Origin of the sequence: Aeromonas sp. S19(2024) (genome assembly GCF_041402625.1) — a bacterium.
In the GTDB taxonomy this organism is placed as follows: domain Bacteria; phylum Pseudomonadota; class Gammaproteobacteria; order Enterobacterales; family Aeromonadaceae; genus Aeromonas; species Aeromonas caviae.
The window spans coordinates 120,407-135,406 of sequence record NZ_JBGLQU010000002.1 but is presented as its reverse complement, the minus strand read 5'-3'; the positions used below and the strand labels follow the sequence as shown (position 1 = coordinate 135,406).

16 protein-coding genes are annotated in these 15,000 nt (G+C 66.6%); 7 read left to right on the top strand and 9 right to left on the bottom strand.

What is annotated here, in order from left to right:
* Positions 1-128: 128 nt before the first annotated feature.
* Positions 129-1,805 carry a sigma-54-dependent Fis family transcriptional regulator gene (locus ACB037_RS04985; RefSeq protein WP_371174976.1) on the bottom strand — a complete coding sequence of 559 codons (1,677 nt, stop codon included), beginning with the start codon at positions 1,803-1,805 and terminating at the stop codon, positions 129-131.
* A 290-nt stretch (positions 1,806-2,095) separates the two neighbouring features.
* Here ACB037_RS04985 and ACB037_RS04980 point away from each other — a divergent pair, with 290 nt between their 5' ends.
* Positions 2,096-3,613: an aldehyde dehydrogenase family protein gene (locus tag ACB037_RS04980; protein WP_371174975.1), complete on the top strand. Its 1,518-nt coding sequence runs from the start codon at positions 2,096-2,098 to the stop codon at positions 3,611-3,613.
* 51 nt (positions 3,614-3,664) lie between these two features.
* On the opposite strand, the gene ACB037_RS04975 is transcribed toward ACB037_RS04980, so the two are convergent.
* Positions 3,665-4,459 (bottom strand): helix-turn-helix transcriptional regulator, encoded by a 795-nt coding sequence (locus ACB037_RS04975; protein WP_010673466.1) that lies wholly within the window; start codon positions 4,457-4,459, stop codon positions 3,665-3,667.
* Between the two features lie 96 nt (positions 4,460-4,555).
* Here ACB037_RS04975 and ACB037_RS04970 point away from each other — a divergent pair, with 96 nt between their 5' ends.
* A complete protein-coding gene (locus ACB037_RS04970; protein WP_371174974.1) occupies positions 4,556-5,443 on the top strand; it encodes a DMT family transporter in 888 nt (295 codons plus the stop codon).
* 95 nt (positions 5,444-5,538) lie between these two features.
* Here ACB037_RS04970 and ACB037_RS04965 read toward each other — a convergent pair whose 3' ends face one another.
* Together ACB037_RS04965 and ACB037_RS04960 are read right to left on the bottom strand one after the other, a co-directional pair.
* Positions 5,539-5,943 carry a carboxymuconolactone decarboxylase family protein gene (locus tag ACB037_RS04965; protein WP_039039282.1) on the bottom strand — a complete coding sequence of 135 codons (405 nt, stop codon included), beginning with the start codon at positions 5,941-5,943 and terminating at the stop codon, positions 5,539-5,541.
* Positions 5,940-6,923, bottom strand: a complete 984-nt coding sequence (locus ACB037_RS04960) for an aldo/keto reductase (RefSeq protein ID WP_201922277.1) — start codon at positions 6,921-6,923, stop codon at positions 5,940-5,942. Before ACB037_RS04960 ends, ACB037_RS04965 begins: the two co-directional genes overlap by 4 nt.
* A 99-nt stretch (positions 6,924-7,022) precedes the next feature.
* Here ACB037_RS04960 and ACB037_RS04955 point away from each other — a divergent pair, with 99 nt between their 5' ends.
* On the top strand, positions 7,023-7,931 hold the full coding sequence (locus ACB037_RS04955) for a LysR family transcriptional regulator (protein ID WP_371174973.1): 909 nt from the start codon (positions 7,023-7,025) through the stop codon (positions 7,929-7,931).
* 114 nt (positions 7,932-8,045) lie between these two features.
* On the opposite strand, the gene ACB037_RS04950 is transcribed toward ACB037_RS04955, so the two are convergent.
* Positions 8,046-8,738, bottom strand: a complete 693-nt coding sequence (locus ACB037_RS04950; RefSeq protein WP_039039279.1) for a response regulator — start codon at positions 8,736-8,738, stop codon at positions 8,046-8,048.
* Between the two features lie 3 nt (positions 8,739-8,741).
* Positions 8,742-10,307, bottom strand: a complete 1,566-nt coding sequence (locus tag ACB037_RS04945; RefSeq protein WP_010673460.1) for a sensor histidine kinase — start codon at positions 10,305-10,307, stop codon at positions 8,742-8,744.
* Between the two features lie 258 nt (positions 10,308-10,565).
* On the opposite strand from ACB037_RS04945, the gene slyA reads away from it, so the two are divergent.
* The 4 genes from slyA to ACB037_RS04925 all read left to right on the top strand — a co-directional run bounded on the left by slyA (position 10,566) and on the right by ACB037_RS04925 (position 13,678).
* Positions 10,566-11,039, top strand: coding sequence for a transcriptional regulator SlyA (gene slyA, locus ACB037_RS04940; RefSeq protein ID WP_010673459.1), 474 nt, complete (start codon positions 10,566-10,568; stop codon positions 11,037-11,039).
* A 1-nt stretch (position 11,040) separates the two neighbouring features.
* Positions 11,041-12,096 carry an HlyD family secretion protein gene (locus ACB037_RS04935; protein WP_010673458.1) on the top strand — a complete coding sequence of 352 codons (1,056 nt, stop codon included), beginning with the start codon at positions 11,041-11,043 and terminating at the stop codon, positions 12,094-12,096.
* A gap of 10 nt (positions 12,097-12,106) precedes the next feature.
* A complete protein-coding gene (locus tag ACB037_RS04930) occupies positions 12,107-13,135 on the top strand; it encodes a DUF2955 domain-containing protein (protein ID WP_010673457.1) in 1,029 nt (342 codons plus the stop codon).
* A 183-nt stretch (positions 13,136-13,318) separates the two neighbouring features.
* Positions 13,319-13,678, top strand: a complete 360-nt coding sequence (locus tag ACB037_RS04925; protein ID WP_010673456.1) for an MliC family protein — start codon at positions 13,319-13,321, stop codon at positions 13,676-13,678.
* Between the two features lie 58 nt (positions 13,679-13,736).
* Here ACB037_RS04925 and ACB037_RS04920 read toward each other — a convergent pair whose 3' ends face one another.
* The 3 genes from ACB037_RS04920 to nrdG form a co-directional block, all read right to left on the bottom strand.
* Entirely contained in the window at positions 13,737-14,129 is a 393-nt protein-coding gene (locus ACB037_RS04920) for an energy transducer TonB (protein ID WP_371174972.1), read from the bottom strand.
* 133 nt (positions 14,130-14,262) lie between these two features.
* Positions 14,263-14,433 (bottom strand): YqaE/Pmp3 family membrane protein, encoded by a 171-nt coding sequence (locus ACB037_RS04915; RefSeq protein WP_010673454.1) that lies wholly within the window; start codon positions 14,431-14,433, stop codon positions 14,263-14,265.
* Between the two features lie 57 nt (positions 14,434-14,490).
* The gene (nrdG, locus tag ACB037_RS04910) at positions 14,491-15,000 is read right to left on the bottom strand and encodes an anaerobic ribonucleoside-triphosphate reductase-activating protein (protein WP_371174971.1); all 510 of its coding nucleotides are present in this window, start codon (positions 14,998-15,000) and stop codon (positions 14,491-14,493) included.

The following is a 15,000-nucleotide window of genomic DNA, read 5'->3' as shown; positions in this document are numbered from 1 at the left end:
GCCGGGAGAGAGGCGGGGGGCCTCGTCGGTCGTAAGATGGATCATTGCGCACTCCCTGCGATAGAAACATAACGAAAAAACGTCCTTGCCACCGCAGTCTACACAAGCGCTGGACGGCGCGACACCCTTCACCCCTCCTCCCGCAGCGCCCGATAGAGGGTGGTGCGACTGATGCCAAGACGGCGCGCCGCCTCGCTCACGTTGCCGCCGCACTCTGCCAGGGTCTGCTGCACCCGCTGCCGGCTCTGCTCGCGCAGGGTACTCCCTCCCAAAGGTGAGCTCTGCCCCCCCGCCACGGCGGGCAGATGCAGATGGGCAGGTTCAATCCAGCCCTGCCCCTCTGCCAGTACACAGGCCACCTCCAGCGCCTGTTTGAGCTGACGCACGTTGCCGGGCAGAGGGTGGGCCAGCAACCGCTGCTCCGCCTCCCGGCTCAGTTGTAGCCGGGGGTCCATCTGGGCGAGCAGGTTCAGGATCAGCCCCTGACGCTCGGGCACCGACCAGGCCCGCAGGGGTGCCAGTTGCTGGCGCCAGCCGCAGATGCGGTAGTAGAGATCTTCGCGAAAGGTGCCGGCCGCCACCATGGCCGCCAGATCCCGATGGCTGGCGCTGACCAGCCAGAAGTCCACCGCCTCGGGTCTGTGGCTGCCCACCGGGGTGACGACGCGCTCCTGCAACACCCGCAGCAGCCGGGTCTGGGCCTGGAGCGGCAGCTCGCCAATTTCATCCAGCATCAGGATGCCGCCGTGGGCGGCGCGCAGATAGCCCTGGCTGCCCTGGCTGCGGGCACCGCTGAAGGCCCCCCCCACGTAGCCAAACAGCTCGGCCTCCACCAGCTCCGCCGGCAGGGCGCCACAGTTGACGCACACCAGAGGGCGCTCCCGACGGCTCGAACTGGCGTGCAGGGTGCGCACCAGGTGCTCCTTGCCGCTGCCGGTCTCCCCCTCGATGAGCAATGAGATGCCCCGCTCCAGCATCTTGAGCGGCACCTGCTGCGCCTGCGATCCCCCCTCCTCAACCGCGCTCGGCAGGGGGAGCCTGGCGGCGCGCTCCCCCGCCTCCGGCACCAGCCGCAGGCCGCGGCGCTCGCGCAGCAACTGCTGACCGTCGAAGGGGTGCTGGCCGAGCCAGAGCCGACCGGCCCGGTTGGCCCCGAGCAGCTCGCCCCCCTCCCCCAGCAGCAGGCGGGCAGACCAGAGACTCTGGGGATCGAGATCCACCAGCCAGCCCGGCTGGCGGGCCAGCAGGGCGTTTTCCAGGGTCATGGCCAGGAGGCGCACGGTGCCCAGCATGTCGCCGCCGTGGTGGGCCGCATCGGTGGAGATGTCGAGCACGCCGAGCAGTTGCCCGTCCGGCCCGAGCAGGGGACAGGCGCTGCAACTGAGAAAACTGTGCTGGGCGAAGAAGTGCTGCGCCCCCAGCACCTGCACCTCGCTCTGCTCGGCCAGCGCGGTGCCGATGGCGTTGGTGCCCTTGCTCGCCTCCCCCCAGCGGGCGCCGCTGCGCAAAAAAATGCGCTCGGCATGGCGGGCAAACCGGTCGTCTCCGCTCACCGCGAGGATGGCACCCTCGCCGTCACACAGCAGCAGACGACAGGGTCTGCCCGCCAGCAACTGGCCAAAGAGCGGCAGCACGAAGCGCTGGAAGCAGGCGATGAGCGTCCTGTGCTGCTCCTGGCGAGCCGACAGCTCCCCCTGGGGCAGCAAATCCAGCTCGGCGCTCTGCTGGCGGCTCAGCCCCTGATGCAGGCAGCGCTCCCAGGAGCGCTGGATTGGGCTGGCACCGGATTGAGGCAACTCGCTCATCACACCTCCTTCTACACACTCGCGAATAGGGCCGCCTTGGGGAAGCGCCTTCATCACGTCTCCTGTTCACAAACGGCACAGTGTCACACCCGGTGTTCCGAAACGGCACAGTTCGGGGGCCGTCCTGGGGGGCACTGGTTAACCAAGATACCCCTTGGCACCCCGTTTGATAACGTTTTTGCAACCTTTTTGTGTAGAGCGCCGCCCGCTGGCACGCCCCTTGCGATGACAGGAAGCAACCGGACTGCCCGCCAGGCCGGTCAGGACCACACACACATAAGGATGATGAGATGATTTATACCGCTCCCGGTCAGGCAGGTGCCCTGGTCAGCTTCAAATCCCGTTATGACAACTTCATCGGTGGCGACTGGGTGGCGCCGCGCGCCGGCCGCTACTTTGAAAACATCTCGCCGGTGGATGGCCGGGTGTTCTGCGAGGTGGCCCGCTCCGACGCCGCCGACATCGAGCTCGCCCTGGACGCGGCCCACAAGGCGTTCGCCAGCTGGAGCAAGACCAGCGTCACCGAGCGCAGCAACCTGCTGCTGCGCATCGCCGATCGCATCGAACAGAACATCGAAGTGCTCGCCATCGCCGAGACCTGGGAGAACGGCAAGGCGGTGCGCGAGACCCTGGCCGCCGACCTGCCGCTGGTGGTGGATCACTTCCGCTACTTCGCCGGCTGCATCCGCGCCCAGGAGGGCTCCGCCGCCGAGCTGGACCAGAACACCGTCAGCTACCACTTCAAGGAGCCCATCGGCGTGGTCGGCCAGATCATCCCGTGGAACTTCCCCCTGCTGATGGCCGCCTGGAAGCTGGCCCCGGTACTGGCGGCCGGCTGCTGCAGCGTGCTCAAGCCCGCCGAGCAGACCCCGGTCACCATCATGCTGATGATGGATCTCATCAAGGACATCCTGCCCCCTGGCGTAGTCAACGTGGTCAACGGCTTCGGCGCCGAGGCGGGCCAGGCGCTCGCCACCAGCAACCGGATCCAGAAGCTGGCGTTTACCGGCTCCACCGAGGTGGGCGCCCATATCCTGCGCTGCGCCGCCGACAAGCTGATCCCCTCCACCGTGGAGCTCGGTGGCAAGTCCCCCAATATCTACTTCGCCGACGTGATGCAGCACGAGAGCAGCTACATCGACAAGGCGGTGGAAGGGATGCTGATGACCTTCTTCAACCAGGGGGAGGTGTGTACCTGCCCCTCCCGCGCCCTGGTGCAGGCCAGCATCTATGACGACTTCATGGACCGGGTGCTGGCCCGCGCCCGCACCATCGTGCAGGGCAACCCCCTCGACACCACGACCCAGGTGGGGGCCCAGGCGTCCCGCGAGCAGTTCGACAAGATCCTGAGCTACATGGAGATCGGCCGCGGCGAAGGGGCCAAGATGCTGCTAGGCGGCGGCCCGGCCAAGGTGAGCGGGCTGGAGGGGGGCTTCTACATCCAGCCCACCATCTTCTCGGGCCAGAACAAGATGCGGGTGTTCCAGGAGGAGATCTTCGGGCCGGCGCTCGGGGTCACCACCTTCAAGGACGAGGCGGATGCCCTGGCCATTGCCAACGACACCCAGTACGGGCTGGGGGCCGGCCTGTGGACCCGGGACAGCAACCTGGCCTGGCGCATGGGGCGCGGCATCCAGGCCGGCCGGGTCTGGGTCAACTGCTACCACGCCTACCCGGCCCATGCGGCCTTTGGCGGCTACAAGAAGTCGGGGATCGGTCGCGAGACCCACAAGATGATGCTGGACCACTACCAGAACACCAAGAACCTGCTGGTGAGCCACGACATCAACCCCCTCGGCTTCTTCTAAGCCCATCCCGTGATCCACAAGGGCGCCTGCGGGCGCCCTTTTTCATGCGGTTCAGGCCACGGGTTGGCCCAGCTGCTGGCGATAGCGCTGGGGGGCGCAGCCCTGTTCCCGCTGGAACATGGCGATGAAAGCCGAGGTGGAGGCGTAACCGAGACGCCAGGCGATCTCCTGCACCGGCATCTCGCCCCGCAGCCAGTCCAGCGCCTTCACCAGCCGCAGCCGGGTGCGCCACTGGCCGAGGCTCATGCCAAGCTCCTTCTGGCAGCGCCGCGCCAGGGTGCGCTCCGTGGTGTGCAGCGCCCTGGCCCACTCCACCAGCGTGCGGTTGTCCTCCGGCGCCGCCTGCAATGCCGCCAGCAAGGGTGCCAGCAGGCGATCCCGGCTCTGGGGCAGGTAGCTCGGCTGGCAACGGGTGCGGGCCAGCTTCTCGATGAAGAGCTCACCCTGACGGGCATCCCACTCATCCTCCATGTGCCCGACCCGGCGCTGGGTGAAGTCCTCCAGCAGGGCCCGCAGCAAGGGGGTGAGGGCCAGCAGCTGGGGTTCCCGTGGCAGACGCGGGGCCAGGGCGTGGCTCACGTAGATGGAGGTGTAATCCAGGGTCTGCTCGTTGAAGGCGGTGTGGGGCAGGTCCGCCGGCACCCAGATGAGGTAGTCCGGAGGCGCCACCAGCCGCTCTCCCCCCACCTCCACCACCATGACCCCCAGGCTGATGAGGCTGAGCTGACCCCAGGGGTGGGCGTGCTCGGCGCAGGCGTTGCCCCCCTGGATCTGGCTGTAGCGAAAGTAGAGGGGGTTGGGGTCGGCCAGCAGGCGATCCTGCTCGGCCAGGGTGAGGGTGCCCATGCAGATTGTCCCAAAGCGGTTATGACATGTCTTATTTACGCTACTTACCTCGTTCAAGACAAGGCTAGACTCTCCCCATCGTACCAAGGAGTGCCTATGCCTTTTCTCTTCCCCCTGCTCGCCATCCTGATCTGGGCCGCCAATACCGTGGTCTCCAAGGCCGCCGCCAGCGTGCTGGATCCCGCTGCCATCTCCTTCTATCGCTGGGTGATCGCCGCCCTCGCGCTCTCCCCCTTCTGCCTGCCGCAGCTCTGGCGCCGCCGGGCCGACATCCGCCCCTGGCTCGGCAAGCTGCTGGTGCTCTCCCTGCTCGGCATGGTGCTCTACCAGTGCCTCGCCTACTACGCCGCCCACAGCACCTCGGCCACCAACATGGGGGTCATCGGCTCCCTGCTGCCCCTGCTCACCCTGCTCATCGGGGCCTGCTGCTTTGGCCAGAAGTCGGGCAAGCAGGCGCTGCTCGGCATGAGCCTCTCCCTGTTCGGGGTGCTCTGGCTGCTGGGTCAGGGCAATCCCCTGGCATTGCTGCACAGCGGCATCAACCCCGGCGACGGCATGATGCTGCTGGGGGCGGCCAGCTATGCCCTCTATGGCCTCTTGATCCGCCGCTGGCAACTGCCCTTCGGCCCCTGGCTCAACCTCTATCTGCAGATCCTGCTGGCGGTGCTGCTGCTCATCCCGGTGGCCCTCTCTGCCGACTCCCTGGCCATTCCCGCCCAGGGCTGGAGCATGGTGCTGTTCGCCGGCCTCGCCTCCTCCATCTTCGCCGCCTACTGCTGGATGCGCGGCCTCGCCACCCTGGGGGCGGAGCGCACTTCGGTCTTCATGAACCTGATGCCCCTGTGCACGGCCCTCATCGCCGTCATTACCCTGGGGGAGCCCATCCACGGCTATCACCTGCTGGGGGGCGGCCTCATCCTGACCGGGGTCATGCTCTCCCAGCTCAAGCCGAGGGTACGCCGTCCTCTGCCGGAAGGGGCTTGAGCCGGCCAGCACCATGAAAGAAGGGAGCCTCGGCTCCCTTCTTGCTGCCCCCGTCAGGGCACGCCTGACCTTTTCGCCAGGGTGGCGTCTCCTCCTTAATCCCTGCCCCCCCGCCCCTTGTCATGGGCGGCGAAGGCGCTGCGGGCCGCACTGATGCCATTCATGCAGGCGGGCACTCCGGCATAGACGGCGACCTGGAGCAGGATCTCGATGATGGTCTCCCGGCTGACCCCCACATTGAGGGCGGCCCGGATATGGAACTCGAGCTGTCCGGGCGCCGTCCCCATCCCCATCAGGGTCGCCACCGTGAGCATCTCGCGGGTGCAGAGATCGATGCCGGGTCGGGCGAGCACATCGGCAAAGGCAAACCCCAGCACCAGCTCGGCAAGCTCCGGTGACAGGGCATCCAGGCTGGCGGCGACCCGCGTGGGCGCCTGGGGATCGAGCCGGGCCAGCAGCGCGAACGCCCGTTCACGGCGATCCGTGTGCGAGCCGCTCATGCGTTCACCCCCTTCATCCCCTCGGCGGTATAGCGCTCCCCCGCCACCGGCAGGGTCCGGATGGCCTGTCCCAGGGCCCCGAGTTCTGCTGGGGAGAGGCGCACCGAGAGGGCGCCGAGGTTATCCGCCAGGTGGGTCAGGCGCCGGGTGCCGGGGATGGGCACTATCCCCTCCCATTGCGCCAGCAGCCAGGCCAGGGCTATCTGCGCCGCCGAGCATCCCTTCTGCTGCGCCAGGGCCATGACCGCCTGCACCAGGGTGCGGTTGGTGGCGAGGTTCTCCCCCTGAAAGCGCGGCAGACTGGCCCGAAAATCCCCTTCCTCGAACACCGCCTCCTGCTGGTAACGCCCGGTCAGAAACCCGCGCCCCAGGGGGGAGTAGGCCACCAGACCAATCCCCAGCTCCCGGCAGGCGGGCAGCACCGCCGCCTCCACCTCCCGCGTCCAGAGGGAGTATTCGGTCTGCACCGCCGCCACCGGGTGCACGGCATGGGCGCGCCTCAGGGTGGCCTCGCTCACCTCGCACAGACCGATGCGGGCTATCTTGCCCTCCTGTACCAGCTGCGCCAGCCCGGCCATGGTCTCCTCGACGGGATGGGCCGGATCGAGGCGGTGCACATAGTAGAGATCGATCTGCTCGATGCCGAGGCGGCGCAGGGAGCCCTCGCAGCTCTGGCGTGCATAGCGGGCGCTGTTGTCGAGGGTACGCCTGTACTCCCCGTGCTGGCGCACGATGCCAAACTTGGTGGCGACCTTCACCTGCCCCCGCCGGGTCGCGAGAAAACGCCCGATCAGCGCCTCGTTGTGGTGGGGGCCGTACATGTCGGCGGTGTCGAGCAGGTCGATGCCCCGCTCCACCGCCTCCGCCAGCACCCGCAAGGACGTCTCATCGTCCCGCGGCCCGTAGAATTCGCTCATCCCCATGCAGCCCAGCCCCAGGGCAGAGACCTGCAGGTTGGCTCCCAGTGTTCGTCGTTGCATCGCATTTTCTCCCTGACAAGTTGCAGGGGAGTATGGTCTTCCGAAAATGAATGAGATATAGAGGTAACTGGCAACCTATCTTCCGATTATGGAAACACCATGCACGATCCCCTGCTCTGGGACGACGCCCGCGTCTTCCTGGCCATCACCCGCAGCGGCACCCTGAGCGGTGCCGCCCACGCCCTTCGCATGGGGGTGGCCACCGTCTCCCGGCGCCTGGACAGGCTGGAGGCGGCCCTCGGCCTGCCCCTGTTCAGCCGCCACCAGCAGGGTTATCGCCTGACCGACGACGGGGAGGCCCTGCTTGAGCGAGCCGAGGCGCTGGAACATGCGGGGCTGGCCTTTGGCGAGGCGGGGCAGTTGCAGGGACAGGTGGCCGGCACCGTGCGCCTCGCCACTGCCGAGAACCTGGCCAATCCCCTCATCATCCCCTCCCTGCCGACGCTCTTTGCCCAGCACCCCGAGCTGAGGGTGGAGCTGGTCACCGGGGTGCAGACGGTGAACCTGCACCGGCGCGATGCCGATCTCGCGGTGCGCATGGTCAAGCCCGATGCCGGCCACCTCACCCTGCGGCGCCTGGGCACCCTGGGCTTTGGCCTCTACGGGACCGGCGCCTACCTGGATGCCCGCAGCCCCGGGGTGGATGCCGCCAGCTTCGATCAGGATGACTTCATCGGCTGGAACGAAACCCAGAGCCACCTGCCCGCCGCCAGATGGATGACCCGCATGCTGCGCGGCCGCCCCTGCCGGGTGGAGACCGGCACCCTGGCGGCCCAGCTCGCCGCCGCCCAGGCCGGTCTGGGGCTCGCGGTGCTGCCCCACTACCTGGCCCGCCAGACGGATCTGGTCTGCCTGCTGCCGGAGCTCGGGGTGGATCAGCCCATCTGGCTGGTGCTCCACAGCGATCTCGCCCACTCCCGGCGGGTGCGGGCCGTGGCGGATCACCTCATCGCCCTGTTCGAGCGCGCCCGTACCGCCCTGCACCCCTTCTCGGGCGACCCCAGATAGAGGGGCCGGGTCGCATCGGGGCAAAACAAAAGGGAGCTCAAAGGCTCCCTTTTATCTGCGCGGCCTGCGCAGCATGGTGTGCGCGGCCTCTTCGGCGTTGTGCCAGCGGCGGGGTCACGACTCCCGGCGCCAGTGGTAACGCCGCTCCGGGCGGCCACGCTGGCCGTAGTTGAGCTCCACGTCCAGCCGATCTTCTGACTCCAGAAACTCCAGGTAGCGGCGGGCCGTGGTGCGACTCAGGGAGAGGCGCAGGGCCACGGTGTCGGTGGAGAAGGTGTTGTCCGGCTCCCCCGCCAGCAGGTCCAGCACCTGGCGCAGGGTGATGGCGTCGATCCCCTTGGGGGTTTCCCGCGCCTCCCGCCCCTGGTTGCGCGCCTTGCCCATCAGGCGGTCCAGGTCGCTCTGGGCCAGCTCCCCCGGCTCGCACAGGCGGCGATGGAGGACCAGGATCTCCTCCAGGCTCTGCTGGATACGAAACAGCCGCAGCGGCTTGATGACGTAGTCCTGCACGCCCAGGTTGAGGGCCTGCTGTATGGTCTCCACGTCGCAGGAGGCGGTCACCATCATCACCATCACCTCCCGGTTGTGGCTGCGCAGCCGGCTCACCCACTCCAGGCCCGAGCCATCGGGCAGGGAGATGTCGACCATCAGCAAGCGGGGCTCGCTCCCCGCCATCAGGCGATCCGCCTCGGCCAGGGTGCCGGCCCGCCCCATCAGGGAGAACCCGGCCGTGGAGGAGACCAGCTCCCCCAACATGGCGCCTATCCGCTCGTCATCCTCGATAATCAGCGTGAAGATTGGCTTCATGACTTACACCAATTGGTTTTTATTCAAATAGATACCGAACAGGGTCGTCTGCTCGGCGGTGCGGCGCCATTCTATCACGCCCCCCCGTCTGGCCACCGTCTTCTTGACCAGGAAGAGGCCGACACCGTGATCCCCGGTCTGGCGGCTGACACCGTAGTCGAACAGGTGATCCGCCAGCGCCTCGTCCACCCCCTCGCCACTGTCCTCCACCTCGATCACCAGCCGCCGCCCCAGATCATCGAGGGAGAGCAGCACCCTGGGCGCGGCGTGCTCGCGGTTCCCCCAGGCGGCGCGAATGCCGTTGTCCAGCAGGTTGCCGATGCAGGTGATGAGATCCGCCGACACCTCGGCCGGATACTCCCCGAGGGCCGACCCCGCATCCAGCACCAGCTCCACCCCCAGCTCCCGCGCCCGGCTGAACTTGCCGAGGATGAGCCCGGCCACCGGCTTGTTCTCGATGACCCGCAGCAGATCCTGCAACATGTTCTGGCAGGCTTCGTTCTCCTGCTGGATGAGGTCTACCGCCTGATCCACGTGGCCGAGCTGGAGCAGGCCGGAGAGGCTGCTGAGCTTGTTGGCGAATTCATGGGTCTGGATGCGCAGCATCTCGCCGTACTGGCGCAGGTGGGTCACCTGCATGCCCAGGCTGCCGGTGCCGTCTGGCCGGCTGAAGATAAGCATGCGCCCCGGCTCACGACCGCTGAGCTCCTGCCAGTGGCCGACGAAGTCATCCCCCTGCACGGTGAACCTGACCGCCCCCCCTTGCTGCAACGTGGGCACGAGGCCGGGGGCCAGCTCCGCCAGGGAGCGGCCCAGCAGGGCGTGGCGCCCGGTGCCGGGCAGTCGCAACTGATAGAAGGCTGCGCTGTTGAGCATGGTGATCCTGTGCTGGTTGTCCAGGGCCACAATCCCCTCCGAGATCCCCTCCAGCACCAGATCCTGCTGGGCGAAGCGATTGGCGATGGTCTCCGGCTCCAGATCCAGCAGGGTGCGGCGCAGCAGGTGCTGCACCCAGAGCGCCAGCAGCAGGCCGCACCCCAGCACTGCCGCGATGGCGCCGACCAGCAGGGCGATCCGCTCCTGATAGGTGCCCTCCACGGTGCGCATCAGATAACCCACCGCCACCGCGCCGATGGCCTGGCCATCGGGCCCCACCACGGGAGCGAAGCAGCGGATGGCGGGGCCCAGGGTGCCCACGTCCCGGGAGCAGTAGCTCTCGCGCGACTGGAGTGCAGGCCAGATGTCCTCCCCCCGGAAGGTCTGGCCCACCAGCTCGGGGGAGGGGTGGCTCAGGCGCCTGGCATGTTCGTCGGTCACCACCATGTAGGCGGCATCGGTGCGGCTGCAGATCCCCTGCACATAATCCCGCAGCCCGGGATCGCTCCCCTTCTCCAGGGCCCGGACCACCCGGCTGTCCGCCGCCAGCACCCGGGCCAGATCGCTCCCCTTCTCCTTCAGGTTGTTCTCCAGCAGGTGGCGCATGAAGAGAGCAAGCAGACAGCCCAGGATCAGGATCAGCAGCAGTGACAAGCCAAGCGAGAGGGTGACTAGCTGGTGGCGCAGTTTCATCGTTCAACCTTGCAGCGGACAGGAAAGCCCAGGGTGAGGGTGTCGCCCCGCCGGGTCAATGGCCAGCCTGGCGCACCTCAAAGGTGGCCACTCTAGCGCCTCCTCCGGCCGTTGTCGGTTAGCTGGCCCGCAAAGCCATATAAAAACTTAAACACCACGGCCCGGGCAAAAAACCTGAACGTGAGCTGTATCACACTATTTACTTAGCCTGCGAAATAAATATAATGCTTCGCAAGCTAAGTAATTGAGGTGCCCGTCATGAAAAAGGATCTGGAGATGTTGCGAGAACTCTCCCTCGCCGAGCAGCTGGGGCGATTGCACCGGCTCTGGCGCACCGTGGCCGATCTCGAGCTGGCGCCTCTGGGGCTCACCCATCCCCGCTGGACCGCCCTGTGGAAACTCAGCCGCCTCGGCGGCCACCTCAGCCAGAAGACCCTGGCCGAGGCCCTGGAGATAGAGCTCCCCTCCCTGATGCGGACCCTGGGTCAGCTCGAGGAGCAGGGGCTGATCGAGCGCCATTGCTGCAGCCAGGACAAGCGGGCCCGCATCGTCACCCTGACCCCGGCGGGCAAGGCGCTGCTCGATCAGATCGAGGGCCGCATCATCGCCGTGCGCCGGGAGCTGCTCACCGGCATCAGCCAGCAGGAGCTGGCCCAGTTTGAAGACATTGTGCACCGCATCTCCGCCAACGCCCTCGGCAAGATAGCCGCACAGCATGAAGAGAGAGAATAAGATGACACCGGATCAACAATTCAAGCGCTGGATAAAGTGGGCCATCGTCTGCTTCGTCCTGGTGTTTGGCTACTTTCTGCTGGCCGACATCAAGATGCCCCTGACCCCCCAGGCCATGGCCACCCGGGTCGTCACCCGGATGGCCCCCCAGGTCAGCGGCAAGGTGGTCGAAGTCGCCGTCGCCAACAACCAGCACGTCAAGCAGGGGGATCTGCTGTTCGCCCTCGACCCGGAACCCTTCCAGCTCGCCGTGGATCAGGCCAGGCTCGCCCTGGATCAGGCCAGGCAGCAGAACCGCCAGCTGGACGCGACCCTGACCGCCTATGAGGCGGAGTACAGCTCGCTGCGCACCCAGGCCGACCAGAAACAGCGGGAAGCGGCGCGTATCGACGCCCTCTACCGCCGTCACATGGTCTCTGAGCAGCAGAAAGATGACGCCGACAGCGCCGCCCGCACCGCCCGTGCCAACCTGCTCGGCAGCCAGGCCCGGGTAGAGCAGGCCCGCGTCAACCGCGGCTTGCCAGGGGAAGACAACCTGCTGCTGCGCCAGGCCCGCAACCGCCTCGCCCAGGCCGAGCTCAACCTCGCCTACAGCCGGGTTCATGCAAGCCAGGACGGCATCATCACCAACCTGCAGCTCAAGCCTGGCAGCGTGGCCAATGCGGGCTCCCCCCTGCTGGCCCTGGTCTCCGAGCAGGTGGACGTGATCGCCGATTTTCGCGAGAAGAGCCTGCGCCACGTCAGCGCCGGCAGTCAGGCCCTCGTCGCCTTCGACGGCGAGCCCGGTCGCCTCTATCCGGCCCGCGTCGCCAGCCTGGATGCCGGGGTCAGTGCCGGCCAGTTTGACGCCAACGGCCAGCTTGCGAACCCCGTCGAGTCCGATCGCTGGGTCCGGGATGCCCAGCGCCTGCGCCTGCACCTGACCCTGGAGCAACTGCCCGCCCACCTGCCGGCCGGGGCCCGCGCCACAGTGCAGCTGCTGCCGGACAACACCCTGACCGGGCTGCTGGCCCGAGGCCAGATCCGTCTGCTCAGCCTGCTGCACTACATCTATTGAGATGACGACCATGAACCTGTGGCACAGACCCCTCACCCCCAACGAACTGCGCCAGTGTCTGCGCATCGCCTTTGGCTGTACCCTGGGGTTTGTGCTGTGCAAGATCTTCGGCTGGAGCAACGGGGTCTTCTTCACCGTCACCCCGGTGCTGCTGCTCGGCCTGGTGCCGGTGATGAACGGTCACGCCGCCCGCCAGCTCATCGCCTCCGCCGCCATGTGCGGTCTGGAAGTGGGACTGCTCGGCGGCCTGTTTGGCGGCCACCCAGGGCTCATGACCCCCCTGGTCTTTTTGCTCTTCCTCTACCGTTTCGCCGCCATGTCCCGGGGCAGCCTGTTCCTGTTCGGTGCCAACGGGGTGCTCAGCCTCAGCATCATGCTGCACTTTGCCAGCTACCCCGGGATTGATCTGAACGACCTCATCTTCAGCAACCTCTGGGCCAGCGTCCTGTCGGTGCTCATCGCCTATCTGATGACGGCCCTCATTCCGGACGTGGAGGAGCGCCCCAGGCCGGCCCCCTCCCCCAAGGCGCCTCACCGGATGCGCCACGAAGCCCTGCTGGGGGCATCCATCGCGACCCTCTCGTTCCTGGTGTTCCAGATCTTCGATCTGCGCGACTCCATGTCCGCCCAGGCCACCACCCTGCTGCTGCTCTTCCCCATGCACTGGAACGGCGCCCTGGACTATGCCCGCAAGCGGGCCATGGGCACCCTGCTGGGGGTGAGTTTCGGCATCCTGGGGCAGCTGGTGCTCTATGACTGGTCCGGCTTGCTGCTGCTGGTGACCCCGGTGCTCTGGCTCGGTGCCATGCTGTTCAGCTATGCCCATGTGAAGGAGGCGAGCGGCTCCGGAGTCGGCTTCGGTGCCCTCACCACCCTCGGCATCCTGTTCGGCCAGTACCTGACCCCGGGCAACGACCTGGTGTTCAGCGCCCTCTATCGGGTGAGCAGCATCCTCTTTGCCATCGTGGTCACCCTGCTCGCCTGCTACCTCATCCACCGGCTGCTCAATCGCTTCGAGGCGACACGGTTCGGCCACTGACCCTTTTCTGCAGCCATTGGATGGCTCCCTTTCGCCCCGCTTGCCTGCCGGGGCGTTTTTTTGCCTGCCCCACGGACCGGAGGGAGACGGACGCATCCCGACGCAGGGCTCCCGCCATGAGGTTGCAGTTGTGCCTCATCCTGTTAGGCTCAAGGCCATATGACACCGTTGTGAGGATCAAACATGAAACACGCCAAGCTCTTTCTACTGGGGGCGGGCGCCATCACCCTGCTCGGCGGCTGCGATCTGGGCAGCGGCAAGCTGGGAGTGACCGGCGGCGATCCCGTCACCTATCTGTGTGAACAGAACCAGAAAGTGCAGGTTCGCTACTTCTCCCTCTCGGACGAGAGCCTTAACTTCGTCAAGCTCTCCCTCCCCGATGGCAAGGATTACACCCTGCCCCAGGCGGTTTCCGCCTCCGGCGCCCGCTATACCGACGATCACGAGGTGGTCTGGTGGAACAAGGGCAAGGAGGGGTTCGTCGAGATGCGTGATGACGCCGGGGAGTGGCAGAGCCGCTACAACGACTGCAAGGAGCAGTGATCCGCGCCGTCATGGCACACAGCACACACGAAACACCCCGGCCTGGCCGGGGTGTTTGTCATTTCACTTCCACTTCAAATCGGGCCACAACCCGAGCCGGAATGGCTTGCAGATTCTGCTCCGATGGCCGGTAGCGCAGCTGCGCCAGCCCGGAGATGGCGATGAGATCCAGCACGCCGGGAGGCTGGGACTCCAGTACCTCTGGGCTGAACAGCGTGCCATTGGAATCGATGAGGTAGCGAAGGGTCACATACCCCTTGACCGGCCTCTTCGCCGGCAGCCCCCCGACCGGGTTAAAACTGATGGCATCCCCCACCAGCACCCAGTATTCGGGCAGCGTTTCCCAGGTGACATCCACCGGAGGCTGATTCAGCTTGGCGGTGGGGCTGGCACAGCCCCCGAGCAGGGCCAGGGCGGCCCACAGAAACAACCCTTTCACACGCACTGACATTCCCTCTTCGTTGTATCGCTCGACTCCATGAGCGACGCGCCAGTGTCAGGCAAAGGGGCTCATCCGGGAAGCCCCCATCTGGCAGGCAAAAAAAAGCCAACCCCGGAGGGCTGGCCTTGTGATCTCTCACGGCTCAGGCGCGCTTGTCGCTTACCACCAGCCAGAGGGCATGAACCATGCCGGGCAGACCGCCCAGCAGGGTCAGCACTATGTTGATGAGGAAATGGAGGCTGAAGCCTACCTGGATAAAGGCGCAGACCGGGGGGAGAAAGATGGCCAGCAGGATCTTGAGCAGATTGTTCATCGGGATTCCTCGTGTAAACAGCACTTGGGGTTGGCCTAACCATAAACACCCAAGGCCTCAACTGCAAACCAGACAGGGGATCCGCTCTCCTCCTTTCCACCAGGCGTTGAGGTCGTGAACCATCTGGTTGCTGCTGCCGCGCCAGAGCAGACCGGGATCCGCCAGGGCCTTCTCGAACCTGCCATCCACCAGCACGTCCAGCAAGGCCACCAGCTCCCGCTGGGCCGGGCTGAGATCGGCCAGCAGATAGCCGGTCCAGCACCAGATGTCCTTGCCGGGGCACTCGGCCCGCACCCGCTTCACCAGCGCCAGCACATGCGGCACGTTGGCGGGGTGGAGCGGATCGCCGCCGGAGAGCGACAGTCCGCGCCGCTTGATGCGGCTGTCGTTGAGATCGTGAATGATGCGATCGCTCATCGCCTCATCGAACGGCTTGCCCCCATCGAGCCGCCAGGTGCTCTGGTTGTAGCAACCGGGGCACTGGTGCTCGCAACCCGACACGAACAGGGTGGCGCGGGTGCCGGGGCCGTTGATCACATCGACCGGGTAGTACTGGTGGTAGTGCAT